22 protein-coding genes are annotated in these 24344 nt (G+C 67.3%); 13 read left to right on the top strand and 9 right to left on the bottom strand.

Translation table 11 applies throughout. The features are described 5' to 3' along the window. Positions 1 to 26 precede the first annotated feature (26 nt). From ACYVKZ_RS12750 to ACYVKZ_RS12740, 3 genes are all read right to left on the bottom strand, one after another. Positions 27 to 1316 carry an NAD-dependent epimerase/dehydratase family protein gene (locus ACYVKZ_RS12750; protein WP_460992621.1) on the bottom strand — a complete coding sequence of 430 codons (1290 nt, stop codon included), beginning with the start codon at positions 1314 to 1316 and terminating at the stop codon, positions 27 to 29. 248 nt (positions 1317 to 1564) lie between these two features. After that, positions 1565 to 2860 carry a S53 family peptidase gene (locus ACYVKZ_RS12745; protein WP_460992620.1) on the bottom strand — a complete coding sequence of 432 codons (1296 nt, stop codon included), beginning with the start codon at positions 2858 to 2860 and terminating at the stop codon, positions 1565 to 1567. A gap of 159 nt (positions 2861 to 3019) precedes the next feature. Further along, entirely contained in the window at positions 3020 to 4417 is a 1398-nt protein-coding gene (locus ACYVKZ_RS12740; RefSeq protein WP_460992619.1) for an FAD-binding oxidoreductase, read from the bottom strand. A 280-nt stretch (positions 4418 to 4697) separates the two neighbouring features. Between ACYVKZ_RS12740 and ACYVKZ_RS12735 the strand changes: the two genes are divergently transcribed. From ACYVKZ_RS12735 to ACYVKZ_RS12725, 3 genes are all read left to right on the top strand, one after another. Then, the gene (locus tag ACYVKZ_RS12735) at positions 4698 to 4934 is read left to right on the top strand and encodes a hypothetical protein (RefSeq protein WP_460992618.1); all 237 of its coding nucleotides are present in this window, start codon (positions 4698 to 4700) and stop codon (positions 4932 to 4934) included. Positions 4935 to 5001: 67 nt separating this feature from the next. After that, positions 5002 to 6075, top strand: coding sequence for a DNA polymerase IV (locus tag ACYVKZ_RS12730; protein ID WP_460992617.1), 1074 nt, complete (start codon positions 5002 to 5004; stop codon positions 6073 to 6075). Positions 6076 to 6150: 75 nt separating this feature from the next. After that, the gene (locus ACYVKZ_RS12725) at positions 6151 to 6978 is read left to right on the top strand and encodes an alpha/beta fold hydrolase (protein WP_460992616.1); all 828 of its coding nucleotides are present in this window, start codon (positions 6151 to 6153) and stop codon (positions 6976 to 6978) included. A gap of 24 nt (positions 6979 to 7002) precedes the next feature. Here the strand turns inward: ACYVKZ_RS12725 and ACYVKZ_RS12720 are convergent, their stop codons facing one another. Then, a complete protein-coding gene (locus ACYVKZ_RS12720; RefSeq protein ID WP_460992615.1) occupies positions 7003 to 7509 on the bottom strand; it encodes a shikimate kinase in 507 nt (168 codons plus the stop codon). Beyond that, positions 7502 to 8398, bottom strand: coding sequence for a LysR family transcriptional regulator (locus ACYVKZ_RS12715; protein ID WP_460992614.1), 897 nt, complete (start codon positions 8396 to 8398; stop codon positions 7502 to 7504). Before ACYVKZ_RS12715 ends, ACYVKZ_RS12720 begins: the two co-directional genes overlap by 8 nt. 84 nt (positions 8399 to 8482) lie before the next feature. On the opposite strand from ACYVKZ_RS12715, the gene ACYVKZ_RS12710 reads away from it, so the two are divergent. From ACYVKZ_RS12710 to ACYVKZ_RS12690, 5 genes are all read left to right on the top strand, one after another. After that, a complete protein-coding gene (locus ACYVKZ_RS12710) occupies positions 8483 to 9742 on the top strand; it encodes an FAD-dependent oxidoreductase (protein WP_460992613.1) in 1260 nt (419 codons plus the stop codon). Then, entirely contained in the window at positions 9742 to 10599 is an 858-nt protein-coding gene (locus tag ACYVKZ_RS12705; protein WP_460992612.1) for an NAD-dependent epimerase/dehydratase family protein, read from the top strand. Before ACYVKZ_RS12710 ends, ACYVKZ_RS12705 begins: the two co-directional genes overlap by 1 nt. 80 nt (positions 10600 to 10679) lie before the next feature. After that, positions 10680 to 11483 carry an ABC transporter ATP-binding protein gene (locus tag ACYVKZ_RS12700; RefSeq protein WP_460992611.1) on the top strand — a complete coding sequence of 268 codons (804 nt, stop codon included), beginning with the start codon at positions 10680 to 10682 and terminating at the stop codon, positions 11481 to 11483. Continuing rightward, the gene (locus tag ACYVKZ_RS12695) at positions 11480 to 12358 is read left to right on the top strand and encodes an ABC transporter permease (RefSeq protein ID WP_460992610.1); all 879 of its coding nucleotides are present in this window, start codon (positions 11480 to 11482) and stop codon (positions 12356 to 12358) included. The genes ACYVKZ_RS12700 and ACYVKZ_RS12695 overlap by 4 nt, the downstream gene beginning before the upstream one ends. Then, positions 12355 to 13365, top strand: coding sequence for an ABC transporter substrate-binding protein (locus ACYVKZ_RS12690; protein ID WP_460992609.1), 1011 nt, complete (start codon positions 12355 to 12357; stop codon positions 13363 to 13365). The genes ACYVKZ_RS12695 and ACYVKZ_RS12690 overlap by 4 nt, the downstream gene beginning before the upstream one ends. 76 nt (positions 13366 to 13441) lie before the next feature. On the opposite strand, the gene ACYVKZ_RS12685 is transcribed toward ACYVKZ_RS12690, so the two are convergent. Beyond that, positions 13442 to 14371 (bottom strand): HNH endonuclease family protein, encoded by a 930-nt coding sequence (locus ACYVKZ_RS12685; RefSeq protein ID WP_460992608.1) that lies wholly within the window; start codon positions 14369 to 14371, stop codon positions 13442 to 13444. Between the two features lie 440 nt (positions 14372 to 14811). Here ACYVKZ_RS12685 and ACYVKZ_RS12680 point away from each other — a divergent pair, with 440 nt between their 5' ends. Both ACYVKZ_RS12680 and ACYVKZ_RS12675 read left to right on the top strand, forming a co-directional pair. Next, positions 14812 to 15873 carry a ribbon-helix-helix domain-containing protein gene (locus ACYVKZ_RS12680; RefSeq protein WP_460992607.1) on the top strand — a complete coding sequence of 354 codons (1062 nt, stop codon included), beginning with the start codon at positions 14812 to 14814 and terminating at the stop codon, positions 15871 to 15873. Between the two features lie 76 nt (positions 15874 to 15949). Further along, a complete protein-coding gene (locus tag ACYVKZ_RS12675; protein WP_460992606.1) occupies positions 15950 to 17788 on the top strand; it encodes a hypothetical protein in 1839 nt (612 codons plus the stop codon). Between the two features lie 41 nt (positions 17789 to 17829). Here ACYVKZ_RS12675 and ACYVKZ_RS12670 read toward each other — a convergent pair whose 3' ends face one another. After that, positions 17830 to 18222 (bottom strand): hypothetical protein, encoded by a 393-nt coding sequence (locus ACYVKZ_RS12670; protein ID WP_460992605.1) that lies wholly within the window; start codon positions 18220 to 18222, stop codon positions 17830 to 17832. A 24-nt stretch (positions 18223 to 18246) separates the two neighbouring features. On the opposite strand from ACYVKZ_RS12670, the gene ACYVKZ_RS12665 reads away from it, so the two are divergent. The 3 genes from ACYVKZ_RS12665 to ACYVKZ_RS12655 all read left to right on the top strand — a co-directional run bounded on the left by ACYVKZ_RS12665 (position 18247) and on the right by ACYVKZ_RS12655 (position 20819). Beyond that, positions 18247 to 18570, top strand: a complete 324-nt coding sequence (locus ACYVKZ_RS12665) for a hypothetical protein (RefSeq protein ID WP_460992604.1) — start codon at positions 18247 to 18249, stop codon at positions 18568 to 18570. Next, positions 18563 to 19285 (top strand): hypothetical protein, encoded by a 723-nt coding sequence (locus ACYVKZ_RS12660; RefSeq protein ID WP_460992603.1) that lies wholly within the window; start codon positions 18563 to 18565, stop codon positions 19283 to 19285. The genes ACYVKZ_RS12665 and ACYVKZ_RS12660 overlap by 8 nt, the downstream gene beginning before the upstream one ends. A 226-nt stretch (positions 19286 to 19511) precedes the next feature. Continuing rightward, positions 19512 to 20819, top strand: coding sequence for an MvaI/BcnI family restriction endonuclease (locus ACYVKZ_RS12655; RefSeq protein ID WP_460992602.1), 1308 nt, complete (start codon positions 19512 to 19514; stop codon positions 20817 to 20819). Positions 20820 to 21018: 199 nt separating this feature from the next. On the opposite strand, the gene ACYVKZ_RS12650 is transcribed toward ACYVKZ_RS12655, so the two are convergent. Beyond that, positions 21019 to 22308 (bottom strand): type II restriction endonuclease, encoded by a 1290-nt coding sequence (locus ACYVKZ_RS12650; protein WP_460992601.1) that lies wholly within the window; start codon positions 22306 to 22308, stop codon positions 21019 to 21021. Continuing rightward, positions 22305 to 23654, bottom strand: a complete 1350-nt coding sequence (gene dcm, locus ACYVKZ_RS12645) for a DNA (cytosine-5-)-methyltransferase (protein ID WP_460992600.1) — start codon at positions 23652 to 23654, stop codon at positions 22305 to 22307. The genes ACYVKZ_RS12650 and dcm overlap by 4 nt, the downstream gene beginning before the upstream one ends. Between the last annotated feature and the right edge of the window lie 690 nt (positions 23655 to 24344).

Genomic DNA, 24344 nt, shown 5'->3' with positions numbered 1-24344 from the left:
GGGGTGGGAGCTGATCGAGTCCGGAGCTAGCCCTCGGCGACCTCGCGGTAGAAGGCCGGGGCGGGGCGGACGCCCAGGTCCCGCCGGGCCGGTGCCGGGGCCTCGGTCTCCTCCACCGACCACTCCACGGTGGGCAGGATGATCGAGGGGTCGATGTTGTCCCGGTAGCGGTCGGTGAACTCGAGCATGGCGGCCATGTCCGCCTGGAGCCGGGCCTCCTTGTCGGCGTGCCGGGCCGCGATGGCCCCGTGCACCTCGACGTGGGGGTCCAGCCGGCCGACCGGCTCCTGCCGGGGGTTGGCGAGGTGCCTGATCTCGGTGGAGGGGTCGATGGCCGCGAGCCGCTGGGCGATCTCGCTGATGCTCAGCCGGTGCGTGTAGTTGTGCAGCACCTGGTGCTCGCCCGGGGCGACGTCGAGGTCGGTGAACTCGAGGAAGTTCTCGACGGTGTCCTCGAGGCTGATCAGGCCCGTCTTCTGGCTTCCGTCCCCGTAGACCGTGAGGGGGTGGCCGATCACCATCTGGCACACGAACCGGTTGAAGACGGTGCCGAAGACCGAGTCGTAGTTGAACCGGGCGGCGAGGCCGGCGCACTCCTCGGGGTGGTTCTCCGGGATCGTGGCGCCGAAGATCGTGGCCTGCTGGACGGTGATCACCTTCAGGCCCCAGATCTTCGAGCAGAGGTCGTCGATGAGCAGGTCGGTGATCTTTGACTGGTGGTAGAAGTCGGTGGCCTGCATGGGCAGGAAGCCCTGCAGGACCTGGTGTTGGGCCCCGTGGTCCTCGAAGGTGAAGTCCTTCTTCTCCAGCGGGATGTAGTCCGTGTCCGTGCCCATGTAGCAGCCGGCCGAGCCGAGCTTGATGTAGGTGGTCGCCTTGCTCAGGCCGGCGAGGGCCCACAGGACGTTGAGGTGGCCCACGATGTTGTTCGAGAACGTGGCGGCGGCGTTCTTGGCGCTGCTCATCGAGAACGGGGCCGAGGGCTGCTGGGCGGCGTTGATGACGACGGCGGGCCGGTACTTCGCGATGACCCGCTCCACGGCGCCGGAGTCCAGGAGCTCGACCTTCTCGAACGAGAGGTTCTGGCCGCCGAAGAGCCGCTCGTACTCGGCGATGCGCGCCTTGGGGGTCTTGAGGGGCACGAGGACCTTCGCCCCCGCCTCCTTCTCCCACCGGCGCTTGATGAGGTTGTCCACGAGGACCACCTGCCGGCCGGTGCGGCTGGCGAGGGCCAGCCCCAGCGTCCAGCCGAGGTAGCCGTCGCCGCCGAGGACCATGATCGTGCCCGCCGGGGAGGAGGAGCTCTGGGGGTGCATGGGCGTGCCTTCCGCTCTTCGCCATGGCCGGACAGAGTCCGACCCTGTGCTGCGGGGCCCCAGATTTCCTCGCCGACCCATGGTGGAACGCACAGGTTGCCCGGGGCAAACACCGATAACGCGGCAGCAACACCCGGCACTCCGGAGCACGCCTGAAACACCGGAAACGCCCGGCGGCCCGGTCCCGCGTCCCCCCATGAGAAACGCGGGCCCGGGCCGCCAGGGCCTGTGGCCGAAGGGCCGGGCGGTCAGAAGCCGCCGGTGCCGTTCGGGGTGCCGAGTCCGGTGGGGCCGTCCCAGCCGGTGCGGGCGGTGCACCACTGGGCGGTGGTGCAGGTGCCGTTGGAGCCGGAGGCGACGTCGTACAGCGACCCGGTGTGGGCGTACGGGATGCTGTTGGCGTAGGTGCCGGCGGCCTTCGAGCCGGTGTTGCCGGAGAGGGCGTAGACGGAGGCGATGATCGGGGAGGCCTCGCTGGTGCCGCCGAACTCGCCCCACGTGGAGCTCGTGCTCGAGGTCGGGTAGTAGACGGCGAGGCCGCCGTTGGACGGGTCGGAGGCGGCGGCGACGTCGTTCATCGCCCGCTTCGCGCAACCCGTGGTGGAGCCGGCCGCCGCGGCGAGCGGGGCGTTGTAGGCCGAGCAGCCCGAGCCGGTGCCGGACCAGACGGACTCGGTCCAGCCGCGCCCGGTCGAGGCCTGGTTGAGGCTCGTGCCGCCCACCGCCGTGACGTAGGAGGAGGCCGCCGGGTAGGAGGCGCCCTGGTAGCCGTTGTCGCCGGCGCTGGCCGTGACCGCGATGCCGGGGAAGTTGTAGTACTTCCCGTAGGTGGCGTCGGAGGCGTCCGAGCCGCCGTAGCTGTTGGAGATGGCCACGACGCCGGCCAGCTTGGCCGCCGTCTGGACGGCGGTGCCGAGGTTGGTGAAGGACGCCGTGCTGGCCTGCAGGACCACGATCTTGCAGTCCGGGCAGGCGGCGGAGACGGCGTCGACGTCGAGGGCCTGCTCCTGCGCCCAGCCGAGGTCGAACCGGGGCAGCTTGGTGCCGCCCGTCTGGTTCAGGACCTTGAGGCAGCCGCCGGCCGTGGTGCACGCCGGCAGGCCGAACTGCTTCCGGTAGGCGGCGAGGTCGCGCTCAAGGTTCGGGTAGCCGTAGGCGTCGACGATCGCGACGGTCCTGCCGCCGGAGGCGGTGCCGGTGAGGTTGTAGGCCGAGCGCAGCTGGGCGGGCGTGAGGGCGCTCGCGGGCGGCAGGGCGTTGCTGGTGATGCGCCTGCCGGCCGGGTCGGTGGCTGCCCGGGCGGCGCACGCGGCCTCGCCCGGCCTGGCGTCGGCGCAGACCTTGACCGAGTGGCTGGCCGCCTTGGCGGGTGGTGCCGCGGTCGCGGCGGTGGTGCCGGTGGCGAGCGCTGCCGCGATGAGCAGCGCCGTTCCCGCGGCGGAGAGTAGCTTCCTGATGAGGACCGCCCCCTTGTGAACGTGCGCGGCAGGGGGTCCAGGGCCTGCCGCGGGTGCGTTGACGCTGGCCGGCGGCCAGCTCCGCACACCACGCTACGGACGGGTAGGGGCCGGGCAGGGCGATCTTGGGGGAAACTCGCACAAGCCTTGCAGAGGGCGTGCGCGGAGGAGGAAAGCGCGGCGGCCGGCGGGCGTCCCCGCCCGGGCCGGCCGCCCGCCGTCGTGCGCGGCGCTCCCCTGCCCCGCCTACGCGAGCGGCGGGATGGCGCGGCCGGGGTTGAGGATGCCGTGCGGGTCGAGGGCGTGCTTGACCGCGTGGTGCAGGGCCAGGCTCGCCGGCGGGAGCTCCTTGGCGAGCCCGTCCAGCTTGAGGGTTCCCACGCCGTGCTCGCCGCTGACGGTGCCGCCGGCGGCGAGGGCGGCGTCGATGATCTCGGTGAACGCGGCGTGGGCGCGGGCCTTCGCGGCCTCGTCCCCGGGCTCGGTGATGATGAGCGGGTGGAGGTTGCCGTCCCCGGCGTGGGCGATGTTGGCGATGAGCACGTCATGGGCCGCGGCGATCTCCTCGATCCGGGCGAGGACCTCGGGGACCCTGGCCCTGGGCACGCACACGTCCTCGGTGAGGACGGGCCCGAGCCGCTCGAGCGCCGGGTAGGCCAGGCGGCGGGCGGCGTAGAGGGCCTCGGACTCCTGCTCGTCGGCCGAGACGGCGGCGACGCTGGCCCCGGCCTCCTCGAAGCAGCGGGCGAGCTCGGCGGCCTCGAACCGGCCCTGCTCGCCGCGCGCATCGGTGCGGCCGATCAGCACCGCGTTCGCGTCGGTGGAGAGGCCCATGTGCTTCCAGTCGTCCACGGCCTTGAGGCAGTGGCGGTCCACGAGCTCGAGCACCGAGGGGCTGATCCCGGACTCGGCCACGAGCGCCACGGCGCGGCCGGCGTCGACGAGGGAGTCGAACATGCCGGCCACCGTGATCGGCGCCGGCGGCAGCGGCCGCAGCCGCACCACGACCTCGGTCACCACGGCGAGCGTGCCCTCGGAGCCGACGATGAGGCCCACGAGGTTGTAGCCCGCCACGCCCTTCGCCGTGCGGGTGCCCAGCCGGGTGACCTCGCCGCTGCCCGTGACCACCTCGAGCTCGAGCACGTAGTCCCGGGTCACGCCGTACTTGACGCAGCACATGCCGCCGGCGTTGGTGGCGACGTTGCCGCCGATCGTGGACCACGGCGACGACGCTGGGTCCGGCGGGTACCACAGGCCGTGGTGGGCCACGTGGGCGCGCAGGTCGTCGTTGACCACGCCCGGCTGGACCCGCGCCCACCGCTCAGCAGCGTTGACCTCGAGGACCGCGTTCATCCGCTCGAAGGAGACGACGACGCAGCCCTCGATCGCGTTCGCCGCCCCGGAGAGCCCCGTCCCGGCCCCGCGCGCCACGAGCGGGGTGCCGGTCTGCGCGCACCAGCGCACCACCTCGGCCACCTCCTCGGTGCTCTCCGGACGCACGACGGCGCGTGGGGCGCCGTAGACGGCCCACTCGCCCTCGTCGTGGAGGTAGCCGGCGAGGGAGGCCTGCGCCGTGAGGACCCGGCCCTCCGGGAGGAGGGCTTCGAGGGTGGCGGTGTCGGCGGCGGGTTCGGAGGTCGGCATGGCTGGACTCTACCGGGGCCGGCGGTAGTGGAGCTGGACGGTCCCGTTGGCGTACGGGGTGCTGGCCACGAGCTCGAGGCCGCGTCCATGAACGCCAGCATGGCGCAGGCGCTCCGGGTCCTGGGAGGGGCGGTGCTGGCATGCTCGCCCGTGTTGACGGGGCGACGACGCAGGCTCCGCCATTGAGGGCTTTCAGCTCTAAGCCGCTGTGGTCGGGCAGGGCACACTGTTTCCCACGGTCCGGTCAGCCGGGATCGAACCAGGTGCGGGAGGGGATCTCATGGACGTCCGGGTCGTGGAGTCGCTGGCCATGGCAGAGATCGGGGACGGGGTGCTTACCGCTCTGTTCCCGGTAGAGCATTGCGCACGGTGGGAGTTCGGGCCGTGGGCTCCGCTCATGGGCTGGTTCAAGAAGCGTCCGGGCCTCACACGGCTCCTTGGGGTGGCGCAGGTGGCCGTCGCGGTGGCTGTGGTCGCCGGCCTGTCCAAGACCCCGGGGCCGGCCTGGAAGAAATGAATCCTGGCGCCATCGAGCGGTGCGATCCGCAAGTAGGGCCCGGGCGCTTCAGGGGCACACTGGTGGGATGAGCGGAAGCCCGTGGGTGCTGCACGTGGACCTCGACCAGTTCCTCGCGGCGGTCGAGGTGCTGCGCAGGCCCGAGCTCGCGGGCCTGCCCGTCATCGTGGGCGGCCGGGGCGACCCCGCCGAGCGGGCGGTGGTCTCGACCGCGTCCTACGAGGCGCGCGCCTACGGCGTGCGCTCCGGGATGCCGCTGCGGATCGCCGCGCGGAAGGTGCCCGACGCCGTCATCCTCCCCGTGGACCGGGAGGCCTACCTCGAGGCGTCCGACGCCGTGATGGCCGCCCTCCGCGACCAGCCCGGCGCGACCGTGCAGGTGATCGGCTGGGACGAGGCCTTCATCGGCGTCGAGACCGACGACCCCGAGGCCTACGCCCGCTCGCTCCAGGCCGCCGTCCTCGAGCGGACGCGGCTGCACTGCAGCGTGGGCATCGGCGACACCCTGGTCCGGGCCAAGGTGGCCACCGGCTTCGGCAAGCCGGCCGGCGTCTTCCGCCTCACCGCGGCCAACTGGCTCGAGGTCATGGGCGGTCTGCCCACCAAGGAGCTGTGGGGCGTCGGGTCCAAGGTGTCGGCGCGGCTGGCCGCGCTCGGCATCCGGACCGTCACCGAGCTCGCCGCGGCCGATCCGCAGGACCTGGTGCCGGAGTTCGGCCCGAAGATGGGCCCGTGGTACGCGCAGCTGGGGCGCGGGGACGGCTCGAGCGTGGTGGACAGCACGCCGTGGGTGGCGCGCGGGCACAGCCGCGAGACCACCTTCCAACGGGACCTGACGGACGCGGCGCAGGTGGACGGTGCCGTGCGGGAGCTGGCCGCGCGGGTCCTCGAGGACGTCGCGGCCGAGGGGCGGCCGGTGGTCGGGCTGACCCTCAAGGTCCGGTACGCCCCGTTCGACACCACGAGCCACGGGCGGAAGATCCCCGAGACCTCCGATCCAGGCGAGGTCCTCGCCCGGGCCCTCGAGCTCGCTGCCTCGATCGAGCCCGGCCGGCCCATCCGGCTCCTCGGCCTGCGGGCGGAGCTGGCCATGCCCGCCGAGGCCAGGGAGGGGCACACGCCCACGCGCAGCGGCTGGTGAGCGCGCGGCCGGCGGGTCTATCCTGTCCGCACAGTGGTGCGGGCTGGGGCGCAGCAGTCGAGGAAGAAGCCCGCCGTGGTCGCCATCAAGCTCCGCTCCATCAGGACCGCAGACGGCGGCTCCTTACGCGTCTACAGCTTCGGCGCCGGGCCGGGCGCTGTCCTCGCGGCGGGCAGCCTGACTCGCACCGCCGTCTACGGCAGATTCGCCAGCAGCCTCTCGGCGACCATCCCGGTCCACCTGTACGACCGCCGGGGCCGCGGCGGTTCGGGCCCGCAGCCGGCCGGGTACTCGATGGAGACCGAGCTCGAGGACCTCGAGGCCGTCCTGGAGGCGACGGGCAGCTCGGTGGTCCTCGGGCACAGCTTCGGCGGGGGCATCGCGCTGGAGGCTGCGCTCCGCCTGCCGGTGAGCCGGGTGGCGGTCTACGACCCCGCCGTCAACATCGACGGCTGCCTTCCCACGCGCACGCTCCCCGCGTTGGCGGCCGCGGCCGACAGGGGCGACCACGTCGGGGCGGTCATGGTCTTCTCGCGGGAGATGGACCCGCTGCTGGCGAAGGTGCCGCTGCCCGACCCCGCGGCGCGGGCGCTCGTGTGGGCCGCGGCCCACCTGACGAAGGACGGGCACGCGTGGGAGGAGCTGGTCCCCTCCCTGGCGCACGAGCTCGCGCTGCTGGACAGCCGGCGGGCCGCCGCCGAGTACGCCGGCATCGCGGTCCCCCTCCTGGTCCTCGCGGGAGCGCACAGCCCCGCGTACTTCCGGAGCATCGCCGCCGGGCTCGCGGCGTCCCTCCCGGGGAGCACCAGCCTGGTGGTCCCGCGGGCCGGCCACGGCGCGCTGCACCGCCCCTCCGAGGTGATCCTCTCCGCCTTCCGGGGGTTCCTCGCGCAGGCGGCGTAGGCCGGGCTTCCGGCTGGCTCCGCGTCACCGGGAGCCGGGGAGGCCCTCCGCGATCTCGGCGGCCAGCGCCTCCGGCGTCCCCCGGCGCGCGTCGATCCGCAGGCTCGCCACCTTCTGGTACAGGGGACGCCGGCGGTCGTAGTTGCGCTGCCAGGCCTCCGCGACGTCGCCTCCGAACAGCGGGCGCCCTCCCTCGATCCGCGGCAGGACGGTGGCCAGATCGGTGTCCAGCCACACCACCGTGGCGGCTCCGAGCAGGCGGCGCGTGCCGTCGTCCAGCACCGCCCCGCCGCCGAGCGAGAGCACCGCGGGGCCCCGGTCCGCGAGCAGCGAGGCCACCGCGGACGCCTCGGCCCGGCGGAACGCCTCCTCCCCCAGCGACCGGTAGAGCTCGGGGATGGGGCCCAGCTCTGCGGCGAGCGCGTGGTCGCTGTCCCGGAACGGGACGCCGAGGAGCCGCGCGAGGGCGTTCCCGACGGCGGACTTCCCGGCCCCGGTCGGGCCGACGAGCACGATCGTGCGCTCAGCCACGGGCGCCCAGTCCCTCCGCGCGGAGCAGCTCGATGAACCGCTGCACGTAGGGATGCCCGCTGCTGCTCGTGGCGGCCCAGGTCTCGACGGTCAACGGGTGTCCCTCGGCATCGACTTCCTTCACCTCGACCCAGCGCCAGCTGGGCATGTTGTGGGTCGCGGAGGCCTCGGTCATGAGCGCGGCGTCCGCCCGCGAGCTCATGGCGATGAGCTCGCTGTGCTGGGAGAACCTCCGGAAGATCCAGTCGGTCGTGACGCCGGCGGCCTTGGAGGCGGCCCGGAGCCGCGTCTCCTCCCCGGCCACCTCGCCGTTCGCGTGGGCCATGACCCGCAGTCCCGCGAGGTCCGCGAAGCGGATGGAGGGCCTAGAGGCAAGCGGCGAGTCGGGCGGGAGCGCCACGCCGATCCGCTGTGTGAGCACCCGCTCCGCGGGGTACTCCGGCGGGGCGAGGTGGAGCAGCCCGATCTCGAGGCGGCCGTCCTTGAGCATGAGCCGCTGCTCGTCGCTGCTGGCCTCGTGGAGGGAGATGTCCGCCTGCGGGATGGCCTCCTGCGCGCGGCGGACCACGGCCGAGAGCCAGCCGTGCGGCACGCCCGGCGGCAGCCCGACCCGGACCAGTTCCTTGCTCTCGCTCGCCGTCCGGAGCACCTCGGGGATCCGGTCCACCTCGGCGAAGACCACCCTGAGGTGCCCGTGGAGGCCGCGGCCGGCCGGGGTGAGCTGCGCGCCCCGCGACGTGCGGGTGAACAGCTCGTGCCCGAGCTCCCGCTCGAGGGCCGCCAGCTGGCGGCTGAGCGAGGGCTGGGTCAGATGGAGGGCGACGGCGGCCCTGCTGATGGAGCCGAGCTCGGCGACCGTCGAGAAGTAGTGCAGGCTCCTGAGCTCCATGGGGCCATGGTATGCCCGCAAAGCATGGGACCGGAGCCCAAGGGGCAATTGTAACATGCCGTGATCCGGGTCACGATGAGGGGGATGACACAAGTATCGAAAGACCCACACGTCGATGTCGCCGTGGTCGGCGGAGGCGCAGCAGGGGTGGCGGCAGCCGTCGGCGCCGCGCAGGCCGGCGCCTCGGTCTGCCTCGTCGAGCAGTACGGCTTCCTCGGCGGCGCCGCGACCGTGAGCTCGGTGCTGACCCACTGCGGGTTCTTCGACCAGACGCGCGAGCAGGTGGTGGCCGGCGTCGGCCAGCAGTTCCTGGACGCGCTGCAGAAGCGGGACATCTACCGCACGGAGACCTTCCAGGCCTCGGGCAACACGGTGGTGCTGCTCGACCTCGAGACCACCAAGACCGTGTTCGACGAGCTCGTCGCGGAGGCCGGCATCACCCTGCTGCTGCACAGCCACCTCGTCGGCGCGGCCGCGCAGGACGGGCGCCTCACCGCAGTGGACGTCTCCCACCGCGGCGGCCGCCTCCGCGTCCACGCCCGCGCCTTCGTCGACGCGAGCGGGGACGGCGCGCTCATCGCGGCCGCCGACGCCGAGGCGCTCGTCTCCCCCGTGGACGAGCGGCAGGCCAGCACCCTCGTGATGCGCGTTGGCGGGGTCCCGCCCGAGGCAGACCTCTCGGCGGACGGGATGGCCCTCGCCGTCCGGCGCTACGAGTCCCTGACCGGCACGGCGCTCACGCGCGACCACGGCATCGCCGTCCGCATGCCCATCTCGGGCGAGGTCATGCTGCTGCTCGCCGACCAGCACCGCGACGTCTTCGACGTCCAGGACCTCTCCGCCGCCGAGGTGGAGGCCCGGCGCCTGACCTGGCACTACCTCGAGGCATTCCGGCTCTCCCTCCCCGGGTGGGAAGCATCCTTCCTGGCCGCCACCGGCCCCCAGCTCGGCATCCGCGAGGGGCGGCGCCTCAAGGGCCTCGAGACCGTGGCGGCAGAGGACGTCGCGGCGGGCCGCAAGCGCGGCGACGAGGGGATCGCCCGGTGCGGCTGGCCCATGGAGGACCACACCGTTCCCGGCGTCACCGACTACAACGGCATCCGGGACAAGGGCTGGTACCACATCCCCTACGGGAGCATCTGCTCCGCCTCCCTCGAGAACCTGTGGGCCGCTGGCAGACTGGTCAGCGCTGACCGGCGCGCCTTCGCGTCCCTGCGCGTCATGGGCACGGCCTTCGCGACGGGGCACGCGGCCGGCGTCGCCGCGGCCGTCTACGCGGACTCGGGCGGGCACGACCTCCCCGCCGTCCGCGACCTGCTTTCCCGGCAAGGAGCCCTGATCTGATGACAGCACCGGCCTCCGCGCCCCGCGGCCCCATCGCCCTCACCGGCGCCGCCGGGAGCCTCGCGCGCGACATCATCCCCCACCTGCGCCGCTGCGGGTACGAGCTGGTCTGCCTCGACCAGGCCGAGCCAGCAGACCCGATGGGCTGCGAGTGGGTCATCGCCTCGATCCACGACGCCGACCGGCTGCGGGAAGCGTTCGCCGGCTGCGCCGCCGTCGTCCATCTCGCCGGCATCCCGCTCGAGGCGAGCTGGGAGGAGATCTCCCGGACCAACATCGACGGGACCCAGGCCGTGCTCGAGGCGGCGCGCGCCGCGGGCGTGCCCAAGGCGGTGCTCGCGAGCTCGATCCACGCCACCGGCTACACCCCTGTGCCCGCCGAGGGCGACCTCCTGCCCGACGACGTCCCCGTCCGGCCGAACACCTTCTACGGGGTGTCCAAGGCCGCGGTCGAGGCGCTCGGGAGCCTCTACGCGGACCGGTACGGCCTGGACGTGGTGTGCCTGCGGATCGCCTCGAGGTTCGCCAGGCCCGAGAACGAGCGCATGCTCAGCACCTGGCTCTCGCCCGCCGACGCCGGGCGCCTGTTCGAGGCCGCCCTCTCCGAGGCGGCGAAGGGCTTCCGGATCGTGTGGGGCGTCTCCCGCAACACCCGCGGCTACCTCTCCCCGGACGGCGGCCGGGCCATCGGCTTCTTCGCCGAGGACGACGCCGAGGCCTACGCCGGCGAGCTGCCGGCGGACGCGTCCGGGGCCGCCCAGGGATCGGAGTGGGACCGGCGCTGCATCGGGGGCGTGTTCTCCTCGCCGGAGCCGCCGATGTTCTCTCCTCCGGTCACGCGTGTGACGACAGGCTGACATATGGGCACAGGGCCCAGTGAACCCGCCAGTAGGATCGCGACGTGGCGTTGACCGCCATTGGGGAAAAGGAAGTTCATGTGACCACATCCGCACTGCCCGTGAATACCGGGACCAATGCCTTCGAAATCAACGATGTCTCGAAGGTGTTCGTCGGCAAGACCCCGGTCCAAGCACTGGCGAATATCAATCTGGAACTCAAGGCAGGCTCGTTCACCTGCATTGTCGGGCCCTCGGGCTGCGGCAAATCGACGCTGCTGCGCATTCTCGGCGACCTCGAGACGGCGACCGAGGGCCACGTCACCACCAACCTCCCGTCCTCGAACGTCCCGAAGTCGGCGTTCGTGTTCCAGGAGCACGGGGTCTTCCCGTGGTTCAACGTCCTGCAGAACGTCGCGTTCGGCGAGCAGATGGCAGCGGTCGGGAAGAGGGAGCGCGAGGAGCACGCCCGGCACTGGATCGCCGAGGTGGGGCTCACCGGCTTCGAGCAGTCCTACCCGCACCAGCTCTCCGGCGGCATGCGCCAGCGCATCGCCATCGCGCGGGCGTTCGCCACAGGGTCGCCGTCGCTCCTCATGGACGAGCCCCTCGGCGCCCTCGATGCCCAGACCCGCATGCTCATGCAGGAGCAGCTCGTGCGGCTCTGGGAGGCCGAGCGCAAGACCGTGGTCCTCGTGACGCACGCGATCGAGGAGGCGCTGCTCCTGGGCGACCAGATCGTGGTGATGTCCGCGCGCCCCGGCCGCATCAAGGAAGTCATCGACTTCCCCTTCCCCCGGCCGCGCAAGGTCGAGATCGAGGGCACGGAGGAGTTCGCCCACATGCGGCAGGCCATCTGGGAGTCGCTCCGCGACGAAGTCCAAGCATCTCTGAGGTATTCATGAGCACCCCCACCACCCAGGCCCCCCGCGCCGACGCGTTCCAGCCCTCGGCCGAGCTCGAGGGCGCGATCGCCCGCGAGTACCGCCGCGAGCGGCGGCTCCGGACCCGCGACCTGCTCCTGTCCATCCTGACGCCGGTCGTCCTCATGGCGTGCTGGGAGGCCGCGGCCCGCGGCGGGCTGCTCGATGCGCGCCTGTTCACTCCCCCGACCAAGATCGTGGAGCGCGGCGCACAGATGATCGCCGACGGCGAGCTGTGGGACCACATCGTGGCCACCACCGGGCGCCTGTTGGCCGGGTTCGTGGTCGGCTCCGCCCTCGGGGTCGTCGCCGGCCTCGCGATGGGCGTGTGGCGCCCGGTCCGCGCGGCGCTCGGGCCCACGTTCACCGCACTCTACGCCCTGCCGAAGATCGCCATCCTGCCGCTCCTGCTGCTCATCTTCGGGCTGACCGAGACGCCGAAGGTCCTCGCCGTGGTCATCTCGGTCTTCTTCGTGGTGCAGATCAACACGCTGGCCGGGATCGTGCAGATCGACGCTCGCATCCTCGAGGCGGCGCGGGCCTACAAGGCCACCGGCTGGCGGCTCTTCCGCTACATCCTGCTGCCGGGCGCCATCCCGGCGATCATGACGGGCCTGCGGGTCTCCGCGGGAATGTCCGTCATTGTGATCACCGCGGTCGAATTCGTCGCATCCAATGACGGTCTCGGCTATCTCATCTGGAATTCGTGGCAGCTGTTCCAGCCCCAGGACATGTACGTGGGGCTCATTACCGTCTCGCTGCTCGGGGCGCTGCTCACCGGTCTCATCATCGTTCTCGAACGGGCGCTGCTTCCGTGGCGGTGGCCCGGCGGATCCCACAGGAAGGTCAAGAAATGATCAGGGCAAAGCTAGGGGCCCTCGCGGCCGTCGTCGGACTCGCGCTGACGGGATGCGGCGCATCGTCGGCCGCCGATCAGAAGGCCACCGACGCCGGTGGGCTGCAGACCGTCAACGTGGGCCAGGTGCAGCTGCCGATCTTCGCGCCGATGTACGTCGCGGATGCGAAGGGCTACTTCAAGGATGCGGGCATCAAGCTGAACCTGCAGAACGTGAAGTCCGGGCAGGACGCCGTCCCGCTCGCCTCCAGCGGGAAGCTCGACGTTGTGGTCGCCGGCTTCTCCGCCGGCATGTTCAGCGCCATGGAGGCCGGGCTCGACATCAAGGTGGTCGGCTCCATGGGCGTCTCGGACGGGACGGAGAAGTCCCCCACCGACCTCGTGGTCGCCAAGAAGCTGGTCGACGCGGGCACCGTGAAGGGCATCGGCGACCTCAAGGGCAAGAAGATCGCCGTGGCCGGCGGCGCGGGCGGCACCGGCGCGTACCTCACGGCGCTCGCGCTCAAGGGCGCCGGGCTCACCCTCAAGGACGTGACCCTGGTCAACCTGGGCAACCCGGACATGCCCACGGCGCTCAAGAACGGCAGCGTGGACGCCGCCCTCGAGAGCGCGCCGTTCTCCTCGCAGTCGATCAAGGACGGCACTGGCGTCTCCTTCGCCGTTCCGCCCAAGGGCGTCTCCGGGACCGGCGTCGTCTACGGCGGCAAGTTCGCCTCCTCGCCGCTGGCCCAGAAGTTCTTCGACGCCCTCGCCAAGGGCGCCAAGGACCTCCAGGGCGACGCGCGCTACTCGGACGCGAACGTGAAGATCATCGCCGACGCGACCAAGCAGACCCCGGAGCAGGTCAAGGCCGTCCCGCTCTACACCTGGCTGCCCAACCTCGCCCCTCTCCCCGACCAGCTGGCCGACATGGAGAAGGTCTGGATGGAGGCCGGGGCGATCAAGTACACGAAGCCGCTGGACCTGACCAAGTACGTGGACGCGAGCTTCTCGAAGAACGTGAAGTAGCTCCTCGTTGAACGAGGGGGGCCGCGCGGTGATCCGTGCGGCCCCCTTTTCGCTGCCTGCGTTCTGTCTGCGGCGGCTACTGCCGCCAGCGCAGGCGCGCGTCCGTGGCCGAGGTCTTGCACGTGTAGAGGACGCCGGTGGAGCTCACGCCCTGGGCGCCCGCGGTGCTGCAGTAGGCGCCGGGGGTGACGATGGGCAGCGCGGGCGCCGGGGCGGGGGCCTGCGGCGCGGACGGGTCGGGCCGGTCCGTGGGGGCGAGCTGGTCGGGGCACTGGGCGAGGATGCCGGCGATGGCGTCGTGCTCGGCCTTGGTGACCCACAGGCCGTAGGTGGCCTTCACCGAGACCTGGCGGGCGACGTACGCGCAGCGGAAGGCGGTGTTCGGCGGCAGCCAGGTGGCGGCGTCGCCGTCGCCCTTCTGCTCGTTGGTGGGCCCGCTGGTGGACTGGAGGTTGAGCGGGTCGTTGGCGAGGGCCACGCGCTGGGAGTAGGTGAGCTGCTGGGCGCCCTTCTGCCAGGCGTCGGAGAGGGCGACGACGTGGTCGATCTGGACCGCGTCGCTCGTGCCCACCCCGCGCAGGAACGCGATGGTGGTGGCGGTGTAAGGGTCGGCGAGGGTGCCGGAGGCGACCGTGCAGGGGACGGAGGTGACGTAGGCGATGTCCGTCAGGTCGCGGTTGAGCATGTCGTTGCGGGTATCGCAGCCGTTGCCGTCGGCGTCGAGCCACCCCGGGCCGAACTGGGAGCGGTCGTAGCCGGTCTTCGGGGCGCGGCCCTTGACCGGGATCGTCTCGAGGAGGGCTGCGGCCTCGGTGCCGTAGGCCGGCTCCGGGTTCGGGGCGGTGTAGGCGGTGGTCGTCGTGGTCTGAGGCACGACGCCGGCCGCCTGGGCGGGTGCGGTCGTCGCCGCTGCGAGGCCCGCCACGGCGAGGGAGGCGGCCAGGAAGGCGGAGAGGGCGAGCGGGCGCTTGGCAGTGGCTGAGCGTGGGCGGTGCAGGTGCGGCATTGAGTGGTCCCCCGGTGGCGAGCAGGTGTCGACCTCACTGTGCTGGCTGGCCCTGCAGACCCGGACACGACGCCTACGCGTTTCCTGACGGAAGCCCGCGACCCAAACTGGGCCTTCCGCCTCTGATCTCCGGCTCATTGCGCACGCACAACCAGATCCGATCCCCTGCTCCCTGCCTCGAGGTTAGACGCGGGCACCATAGCCGAGACGCGCTGGCGGCAGAATCGAGCACTGTACTGCCCACACCTCCTCCAACAAGCGCGGGCCCACGCGCCTCCGAGATTCCTCTCCCTTGCTGGGCGGGTATCGGGAATCGCTTTGAATCGGGGTGAAGAGCGTAGGCCGCACACCGCTCGGGCCCGGCGCTAGCGTGAGGGCGAGGAAGGCCTCGATCAACGCTCTCTCCAATATATTGACAGGGGCTCGAATATAGTAGATGCTTGCAGCAATACATCGACTACATCCCGAGGAGCGCTGTGATACAAGCTCAGAGGCCGGTCCGGCTGCTGCTCAACGCGCACCTGATCCGCCGCGTCGACGACGTCATAGCTTCCGGTGCAGGAGGATTCAGCACCCGAGAAGAGCTGATCGAAGAGGCCCTCAACTCTTACCTCTTGGAACTACAAGAGGTCGAACGGTTATCTGCCGAAGCCTCGGTACAGATGCCCCCGACCGTCGACCCACAAAAGGGGCCCCCTCACCACCGAGGGCAGACGCTGACCACAAAAGTAGTCGCCAGAATTTCCTCCCCACCGCCGGCGTTCGCAGCCGAGGGAGACGAGATCCTCGTGGAGGACGTTCCGCTCCTGGGGCTCCACAATCGGGATTGGCCCTCCTTATGGGCCTTGAGTCGACTGGCGCACGCTGCGGCCGCCGGGCCGGTCTCCTTTCCCGGCTACCTAGAGGCAGTGACCGCCGAAGCTTGGCAGCTAGCCGCGTCCCTGCACGAGCAGTTAGGTGCCGATGCCAAGGCGGCCACCAAGATGCTGCCAACCAATGTCCTCAAGAAGCAGGCTGCCGACACTGGCTTCCAAAACTTCGCCGTAGGCGCCCTGTCGAACAAGCCGCTTCGCCAAGGATTGCGGAAGGCGACAGGCCCTTTACCAGCATGGCGAGCTATTGCGTTCTTCATCTCCGATGGAAATGTTCGAGCGGCGCTTACAGCACAAGGCTGGAGACTCCTCCAGATCGTTGAGGGACTAGACCCCAGGCAACCTCACGACCCACAAGTAGCTGGAGAATTTTTCGAATACCTTCGAACCAATGCGCCCGCTGATTGGTGGGGATTCAAAACCGTACTTCGCGAAGTCTCGATTGCGCCCACTCGCGATTCCCTGCTGGCATCCATGGAGTCTGCACGGGAGTGGTCGCCGTCGATCGCCTCGTCCGCCACCCAAGGATATATCGCCCGCTGCCGCGAGTGGGGTCTGGTTGAACCGAAACTGGTGTCCGGAACCTATCTCCTAACAGAATTCGGAAAGGAAACTCTTCACAGTGTCTAGTGTCTCGATTCCCGCTTGGCGCTTCGTCAAGCACCGTCCAGAGGCCAAGTCCCGAGATCCGCTCCAGTCAGAGCTGTTGAACCAGGAGTCGTTCAAGCCGGCTGATGCCTTAGTCAGAGAAAGCATCCAGAATTCGCTCGATGCGAAGCTTCCCGGGGGCGAGGAGGTGCGGGTCCGGATTCATGTATCGGGAACGGCCGGAAGCCTCAGCGCTCTCGAAGCCTCCCCCTACTTCCAAGCCTTCTGGCCCCACATTGCCGAGTGTGAAAACGGTGGCCAAGTCGCTTCCAATCTTGAACAGGGCCGGTGCCGTTTCGTGGTCATCGAAGACTTCGGAACCAGTGGCCTTACTGGCGATCCAACCGCAGGCCGCGTCCAAGAGGGAGAGCTCAACAACTACTATTACTTCCTGCGGGCTGAGGGCATTTCCGGGAAGAGCGCCGGCAATTTGGGACGATGGGGCGTCGGAAAGTACGTTTTTCCCAAAACCAGCGGCGTCAACGCGTTCATCGCGCTCACCAACAGGGCAGACGATCCCGACAACACGTTATTAGTCGGCCAAACAGTTCTGATGAACCATACGTTGGACGGAATCGATTATGATCCAGACGGCTGGTGGGCGAGACCCGGAGAAGGCATCCAGATGCCCATCACCGATGCTGGACTTATCTCTGAAACCGCGAAACGATGGAACATTACCCGAACCAAAGAATCCGGACTGAGCATTGTCATCCCTTACGTGGACGAGAATCTAGGAGGCACGGACTTCATCCGCGCCGTCATCCGGGCCTATTCTGGGGCAATTCTCGCCGGCGGCCTCCTCGTCGAAATCGACGACGTAGCGGCCGGCGAGCCGGTGACACTGACTAAGGACAACATCTTAGTCCTCGCGGAGACGTTCTTCGAAGGCACCGAACGCGACAAGATCGTTGGCGAAATCCAGCTATTGAAAGTGCGGGATTCCATTCCCTCGGAAGGACGCTTCACTACCGGTACCCTCGCGGGGAGCGCAGGCGGGGGCTGGTCCTCGGCAACAATCGATCCGGAAACGGCAAACGCGATTCGAAGGCGGCTCGAAGGAGGCCACCCCGTCGAAGTGACCGTTCCGCTCGAGCTACGTTTGAAAGGCCAGACGGGCAGCCCCATCTCCACGCGGTTCCAGGTGCTGCTACAGCAGGACGAGTCCCTGCGTCAGAAGCCTCTCTTCCTGCGTAGGGGAATCGTGATTTCCGATGCCTACCGCTTCAAGCTGCCTGGCATCCGCGCCATCTGTCTCGTCGAGGACGAACCTCTCACCAAAATGCTCGGCGATGCAGAGAACCCTGCGCACACCACGTGGACCGAGAACGATAAGGTCAAGGCGCGTTACATCCGGGTGGCGGACGTCCTCAACTTGGTCAAACAAGCCCCGCACAAGATTCATCAGCTCGTGTTGGACGCTGCTCTGGAGGAGCAGCGCATCATCTTCTCGGACATCTTCGCCGCGCCCCTCACGAACAGCCAAAACAGTCGCCAGAGCAAGAGGGCGTCCGGGAAACGAAGCACCACGCCCACGCGCAAGCCTCAAGCGGGTAACGGCTCCAAGAAACGGGGGCAATCCTTGATTGTCTTGCAGCGCGAAGATGCCGGGGGATTCTCCATTACACCCACAGACCACGGCCGTTCGGGGGAGCTGAAGAGAGTGGAACTTGCTGTCGGCTACACCACTCGTCGCGGCGACGCACTCGCCAAATGGACGAAAGACGACTTCGAGCTGTCCGCACTCTCGCCGGCAATCTCCGGCGGCAAGCTCGCCAAGATCAATGGAAATACTTTGACGGCAGAGGTCAGCGATGCCGCAAACTTCAAGATCACTGTCACAGGTTTCGACACCAATCGCGACCTGACCATTCGCACAAGGGGATACTCCAAGTAATGGCCACCCTAAACTTCACTGGACGCCGAGAGATCGATAGATCACGAATCCAGCTTCGACTCCGAGAGGACGGCCGAAAAATCCTCCTGGATGTACACTCCATAGACCTTTCCGACCTCGACCTGCCCTCCACGGCCGAAGTCACCGTAGAAGCCTACCGACAGACTATAAAGGTGCGTGTGTCCTGCGGGTCCGTCGCCGATCCAGAGCGTCCGCAAGATGTCCACCTCAGCGCTTTCGATGTAATCGACAACATACAACTGCGACTTCGTATCATCGGAACAGAAGGTGATGCACACGGGAAGGTGCTCGCCGTTGCAGATCACCTTCTCAAAGCCGGTGGCGACAATGAAGCTGAGGCCGAGCCGCTCCTGAAGCTGCAACGGGCGGAGCTTGGTGAGCGGGTCTGGATGTTCGGTCTCGATGACGATCAACCAATTCTGTACATCAATAAGCACTTGGAAAACTACGACCAATTAATTCAGTCGGCACAGTTTAAGGCGCTAGTACTGCCCGAGTTCTTCCAGCACGTGGCCTTATGGATCGCCCGCAACCGCGAGGATGCCGATGATCCCAACTCGACGATCAGCCATTGGCTGCTCTTTTGCGAAGAAATTGAGGTCGACCCATCAGACGTCGACCTTGAGGATGGGGACCTAGGGACCTCCGATGTAGTTGAGGAGTGGGCTACTCAAGCCGCCACAACGTTTGCGTCTCACATGAGCGCCCTTTTGTTGTTGAACAGTCATATGGAACCTGAGGAAGACGAAGAGCATGACTGAGATTCGCCGTTTCAACGAGATTGGCCTGACGGCTGCCCGCGAGTTACTCGGCAAACTCCGAAGGGGAGAATCCGCCGACGTCGAGGGTCTGCTGGCCAACGACGAATACACCGTCCTGATCACGAGCGCCATCGACTATGACGTCGTCTCCTTCGACGACAGGATGCACGCCGCGAGGTTCTTCTTCGAGCTGCTGACGCCCCTCACTAAGCTGCATCCCGATTTGGAGATGGACGCGGGTCTCTGGTCGTGGCTTGCCTTCAAGTGGCTACCAGTCCTTGCTCCGGTTGACTCGTCAACAGGTACACGGACAGTGCGGGCGACGGCCTACTTCATCTTGAATCCGTACGACTATAAGACCTACTACAGGCATTACCTCTGCGGGCCCTACCGAATCTACAAGGCGCACCAAAAGAACCCTGCCGAAGCGTATGGCGTTCTCGCCACACCTGTGAATAGTCCAGGCGAAGTGGTCGAACAAATTGCCTCAAATCAAGAGATCGTGAGCAACTCCACTCTTCTGGGCGTGGTCACTCGACTTTACGTCGATGCCAACACCATGAAGCTCAAGCGTGGGTCGGGCGGCAGTAAGGGCGGCTCCCCCCGGCGCCTAGCCGCGGTCCTCGCCCAACTCGATCTGACCTGGGACACGTACGCCATGACGCCGGACGAAATCGTTGCGCTTCTCCCTGAGGAGTTCACGAAGTTCAAGTAATAGCCCGCACCGCCGACCGCAGGAGCAGTGGGAGGAACATCGATTTGACTCAATGGCTCGTCGACGAACGCCAAGGGGTAGGCCAGCGCCCGCCGGCCCGGAGCTCTGACCTCAAGCCGCTGAAACTGGCGGCCCAAGGCGGCGAAGGAATATGGTTTTCTGCGGGAGAAATGGGGCACCTATTCCTGCCTGATGACTGTGCGAATGGTGACTACCGACCGAGTGAGTGCCCGGTCTGAATCCAAGTCAACAACGTGCCTTCAAGGCGATGTGGGACGGCCTCACACAACAGCACGAATGTAAGGGACAATTGAAACTCGAAACACCGCTCGACTATCTCAATTCGATTGATGTGTCGTATGCTTCGGATGGTCCGAGGCAGGCCGAGGTTTTTGTCAAAATTCTCGCCCAGAACGACGATAATAGCCGACACGGGGTTCTCATACCTCGATCGGCTTATGCCCTTTTTCCCGACCTAGTTATCTCGGACGATAGCCGAAACGCGAGGACCGCATTCGAGGTTTTCGACGTCGTCGCCAGAGAAACGAAGAACGTGTCGTGGATCTACTACCAGCGTTATCCTGAGCGGCGGATCACCAGGGCCGGAAGGGCATTAGATCCGCAAGGCTTGCGACGTCGCTTGTTGATCGTCACGCGGCTCGGGTCACGATATCTCGTGGACTACTCGGTGGAAGGATTAGATGCGAGATTCAGCGCCCTGACACGGCTCTTCTTCTCGGGGGCCGCCTTAGCCGCTAGCACCTACGCTATCCTCCCGGTGGTCCCTGCGCGTTTTACGCCCGACGCAGCACTATCCGAACTTCTCGTGAAGTTCGACGAGATCAAGTCCCAAGGGTTTGTGCCGACCCTCCGCCGGGGAACGACGGGAGTCGGCTATACGTTTGAAACCATGGTCGGAATCGAGGAGAACAACAGCCCGGACGCAGATTATAAGGGCATCGAAATAAAGTGCATTCTGGACAATGAGAATGGTGCGCAAAAAGGTAACCTCAACCTTTTCCAATGTGGGCCCAAGTGGGAGCTGCCCGCACCCAATGCAAAACGGCTTGAAACTATTGGCGCCATCAATGGTGAGGGCCGATTGGCCTGTTATTCTGCTGTCACCACTGTTCCGAACAACAGGGGGCTTTGGTTGTCACGCGATCCGGAGGAGTCTCTCCTTCGTATTCAAAAATCGGGCCCGGCTGGGCACATTCCGGTGGGCACTTGGCCCTTGGAACGTCTCGCCAAGCGCCTAGCGCAGAAACACACGCGCGCAGTATTCGTGAGCACTAAGAGAAGACGCGGTGACGATGGGATCGATTCCTACTACTACGATGAACTTTTATACTGTGAGGAGCCAAGCATCGAGCGCTTCATCGATTTGATGCACAACCGTCGGGTTATTTTTGAGTTTGCCATGAGCCAGAAGGAAAGCGGTGGGATACGTAACCACGGATACCCGTGGCGACTGGTTGACGAGCGGGACCTCGATCTGCTTTTCGCCCGCCAGATCAAGCTGCGCCTATCCTGATTGTATAGGCGGCGGCGTCCTCCTCCGCCGCGATCTTCGCCCGCTGTTCGAGCGCGGCGGATGGTTGTGCATCCAGACGTTTGACTCTGGACGCTAGAGCCGAATTGCTGGTCGATCTGATTTACGCGTCTTTTGGCGCCCCGATGCCAGGAAAGGGTAGGCGGGGCCGCGGCCGCTGTTTCTTTTAGGAACACCACGATCAGTACCTACTTGACGGCGTCAGGGGTAGCTCCTTGAGCGCCGTGCTGAACTCGACAGGCTGTCGGGTACGCAATTCGTCAAGGAAATCTTGGACCGTTAGCAGCCACGACTGCTGCCGAAGGCTGAACCCGTGGCCATGCAGGCTCCGGGGAATGACAAGGCTGAGGCTCTCGGCTTTCATCTCGTCGGTCTGGTCTTCGGAAATGCCCGGCTGGAGTGTCAGGAGGTGCTTGTTCGGAATCCGGTCTGCCTCGTTAAGAACCTGCCTCCATCGGTCCTTAAGAGTAGTCTTCGAACCCAGCATCGTCAGTCGGGCTGCAGGGTAGCCGGGGTCGCGATAAGCATCGACAGAGGGAAAGAGGAAGTCGGGCCGCTTCTTCCCCTCGGTGGTGGCCTGACGGGCATACTGGACATTGTTCGCCTTCAGGACAGCCTCCATATGGAGCTCTAGGGAGCCGCCGGCACGCGACTTGCGCCTGTTGTTGACCGACAGGGACAGGCGGAGGAAGCCTTCAATGTCCACGTCTCCGGTAGGCGTCCTGAAGCCCGCTCCGATCTGGTCCGTTATCTTATGTTTCTCGAGAGTCTGGAAGAGTCTTGTCTCCATTTGGACCCATTGCATCAGGGCAACGTCCGGCTCTGTGCAGGCATCGGCGTCCGGCACGAGTGATTGGGCGAGCTGAGCCATCTCCACACCCGTGGGCCACGCCTCGGTCAGCAGGAAGCGGCTTGGCATTTTTCCGAGAAGTGAGGCATCGCTGAGGTCGACCTCGATACCGAGCAGCCCAAGGAGGTCTTCAACGGGCAGGGATTCGAGCTCGGGCTGCAAAGCGATCTCGGGCCCGACCTGAACCACCTCCTGGGCCTCCATGCCGAACATCCACTGCAGTTGCCGGAGGACAGTGGATCCCTCCTTGACGAAAAGCATGTAAACGTTCCGCTCGTCCTGCTGCGCCACGAATAGGGTGTCGCCGGGCTGTACGCGGGAGATGACGGGGCGGGCCTTGGTGCGGTAGAGAAGCCGGTATTCGGGCCTCCTGCCGGGTTTGAACCTACGTGGGTCGTACCAGGTGACGGGAGCGTCTATGATCTCCGGCGCCTGCTCCATTTCGTCGTCAAGGTAGACGTACTTGCCCTCGAGATAGAGCTTGTCATCGGGGGTGCCGAACATCGAACGAAGCCCGTCAGTGCCGCCTATCTCGCTCTGGCGGGAACGGGTGGCGTCAATGTCCACTGCGGAGAGCTTCTTGGCGGCGTAGGCCTTGAAGTAGTCCCCGATTCTGATCACGCTGCAGCCTCGCCGGCCGGCGCCAGCTCCTCCCCCACCTTCACCTCGAGATCCCCGGCTGCGGTGGCGACAACTTCTTCCGCCGCAGCAGCCACAGCCTGCTGCTCCTGGACGATCGTGTCCTTGACCTGCAGAAGATGTGGTTTGACGATACGTGCGACTTCTCGGAACACGGGCATGACGACCGAGTTGCCGAACTGGCGGTACGCCTGGGTATCGGAGACCGGGATGACGAAGTCGTCGCTGTATCCCATGAGGCGTGCGCACTCCCTCGGGGTGAGGCGGCGGGGCCGGCTGCCCGACCCCTGGTCCACTAGGATCTCGGAGCCGTCCTTGTGGTAGCGCGCGGAGAGGGTGCGGGTCCGGCCGTCAGGGGTTACGAGCCCGAAGCCGAAACCGTTTCCCGCGGCCTTGTGCTTGGCGGAGTAGTCCTGCAGGTACTTCCAGAGATTCGGCGTCAGCGTGTAGCGGTCCGGGACCGTGCGCGCGTCGTGGTCGAAGTACTTGTCACCATCATGCGGGATGACCGGCTCGCTGCCGTCCGTCCTATGCAGGATGTCCGCGAGCCGGTGATCCGAGATGGATGGAAGCTGCAGGTCGTCCCAGCTGAAGCTGGTCTCTCTGGCGAAGCCGACGATCACGATCCGCTCCCGGTGCTGGGGCGTGAAGTGCCCACCGTCGATGATGCGCTCGTGGACCTCGTATTCGAGCTCGTCCTCGAGGACCGTGCGGATGACCTTGAAGGTGTTTCCCCGATCGTGGGACTTGAGGTTCTTCACGTTCTCCAGCACGAAGGCAGCGGGGCGCCGGGCCTTGAGGATCTCCTTGATCTCGAAGAACAGCGTCCCTTGGGTGGGGTCCTCGAAGCCGTGTGGGCGTCCCAGCGCGTTCTTCTTCGATACCCCAGCAATGCTGAAGGGCTGGCAGGGGAAGCCGGCGAGCAGGACATCATGCTCTGGGACGGCCTCGTGCTGGCCGACGATGTTGCCGATGAAGGGGTGCTCGTCGCCGTAGTTGACGGTGTAGGTGCGCTTGGAGAACTCGTTCCACTCCGATGTGAAGACGCACTTGCCGCCGTGCTGTTCGAACCCCTGGCGGATGCCGCCTATGCCGGCGAAGAGGTCGATGAAGGTGAAGTCAGGCTTCTCGTTCGCGTTGCGGAAGGCAGGAGTCAGCAGGGCATCGAGCGCCTTCCCGACGTACGGCTGAGGATGGGTTTCCCCGTTGACCCACCGACTGACACTGCGCGCATCGACCCCGAGGGCCTTGGCCAGCTCGGCCTTCGTGAAACGGTCAAGGGCACGGGCAAGCTTGGCCGCGAACGGCTCATCCATCGGGGTCATCATGAAGTCATCCTGTCAGGTTTTCGACCCGGCGAGTGCAGGCACGCCGAGCCGGGGCTTTGACGGTCTCGTGGGGTTTGCGACGTGCACCCCCGGGGACCGAAACTAGTTCGCTGAGTCTCCAACAGGACACTGACACTTCTGCTGGCTTTACACCCCAGCCCGGGGCCATGGATGCGGCGCGTGTGGTCGAGTTCGACCGCTCGAAGTTCCGCCGGGTCATGCTCATGCCGTAGCACGCGGCCGGCTGCGCCAGCGAGGCCGACCGGGTCCCCAGCGGCGGGTACGAGACCAGCTTCCGCAGCTCCCCGCCGCCGCGCCGAGCCCCGGGCGAGCTGGATCCCGGCCGCGCCGGCCTCGAGCAGGCGGTTGACGTCGCCCGGGTCCACGGCGGGGGCCCGCACCAGGACTGCAAGGCCGCGCGCCCGCACGACGCCGCACGCGTGGCCCACCGCATCTGCGAGTGCTCGTAGTCGCAGACCACGATGTCGAATCCGCAGAGGGCCGGATATCCACGATGTCGAACCGCGGGATCTTCAGGAACGTGCCGGGAACGAGACGCTCGGCCATAAGCTTGCGCAGCGACATCAGATCCGCAGTGGCGTCGGCATGGTTGTCCGCGATGACCCCGGGCACGTGCTCCTTGGATACGCCCGCCTCCAGCAGGCGCCGGACCGTGCGTGTTGCGTCCAC

The sequence above is a fragment of the Sinomonas soli genome (genome assembly GCF_054782415.1).
Note: the sequence above shows the minus strand (reverse complement) of the source record. Positions and strands in the feature narration are given on the sequence as shown.

Excerpts from the sequence above, each read along its gene's own strand:
- ACYVKZ_RS12695 (WP_460992610.1), top strand. The coding sequence starts at position 11,480 with ATGAGCACCCCCACCACCCAGGCCCCCCGCGCCGACGCGTTCCAGCCC.
- ACYVKZ_RS12740 (WP_460992619.1), bottom strand. The coding sequence starts at position 4,417 with ATGCCGACCTCCGAACCCGCCGCCGACACCGCCACCCTCGAAGCCCTC.
- ACYVKZ_RS12660 (WP_460992603.1), top strand. The coding sequence starts at position 18,563 with ATGACTGAGATTCGCCGTTTCAACGAGATTGGCCTGACGGCTGCCCGC.
- ACYVKZ_RS12730 (WP_460992617.1), top strand. The coding sequence starts at position 5,002 with ATGAGCGGAAGCCCGTGGGTGCTGCACGTGGACCTCGACCAGTTCCTC.
- ACYVKZ_RS12685 (WP_460992608.1), bottom strand. The coding sequence starts at position 14,371 with ATGCCGCACCTGCACCGCCCACGCTCAGCCACTGCCAAGCGCCCGCTC.
- ACYVKZ_RS12690 (WP_460992609.1), top strand. The coding sequence starts at position 12,355 with ATGATCAGGGCAAAGCTAGGGGCCCTCGCGGCCGTCGTCGGACTCGCG.
- ACYVKZ_RS12750 (WP_460992621.1), bottom strand. The coding sequence starts at position 1,316 with ATGCACCCCCAGAGCTCCTCCTCCCCGGCGGGCACGATCATGGTCCTC.
- ACYVKZ_RS12710 (WP_460992613.1), top strand. The coding sequence starts at position 8,483 with ATGACACAAGTATCGAAAGACCCACACGTCGATGTCGCCGTGGTCGGC.
- ACYVKZ_RS12715 (WP_460992614.1), bottom strand. The coding sequence starts at position 8,398 with ATGGAGCTCAGGAGCCTGCACTACTTCTCGACGGTCGCCGAGCTCGGC.
- ACYVKZ_RS12705 (WP_460992612.1), top strand. The coding sequence starts at position 9,742 with ATGACAGCACCGGCCTCCGCGCCCCGCGGCCCCATCGCCCTCACCGGC.
- dcm (WP_460992600.1), bottom strand. The coding sequence starts at position 23,654 with ATGATGACCCCGATGGATGAGCCGTTCGCGGCCAAGCTTGCCCGTGCC.
- ACYVKZ_RS12735 (WP_460992618.1), top strand. The coding sequence starts at position 4,698 with ATGGACGTCCGGGTCGTGGAGTCGCTGGCCATGGCAGAGATCGGGGAC.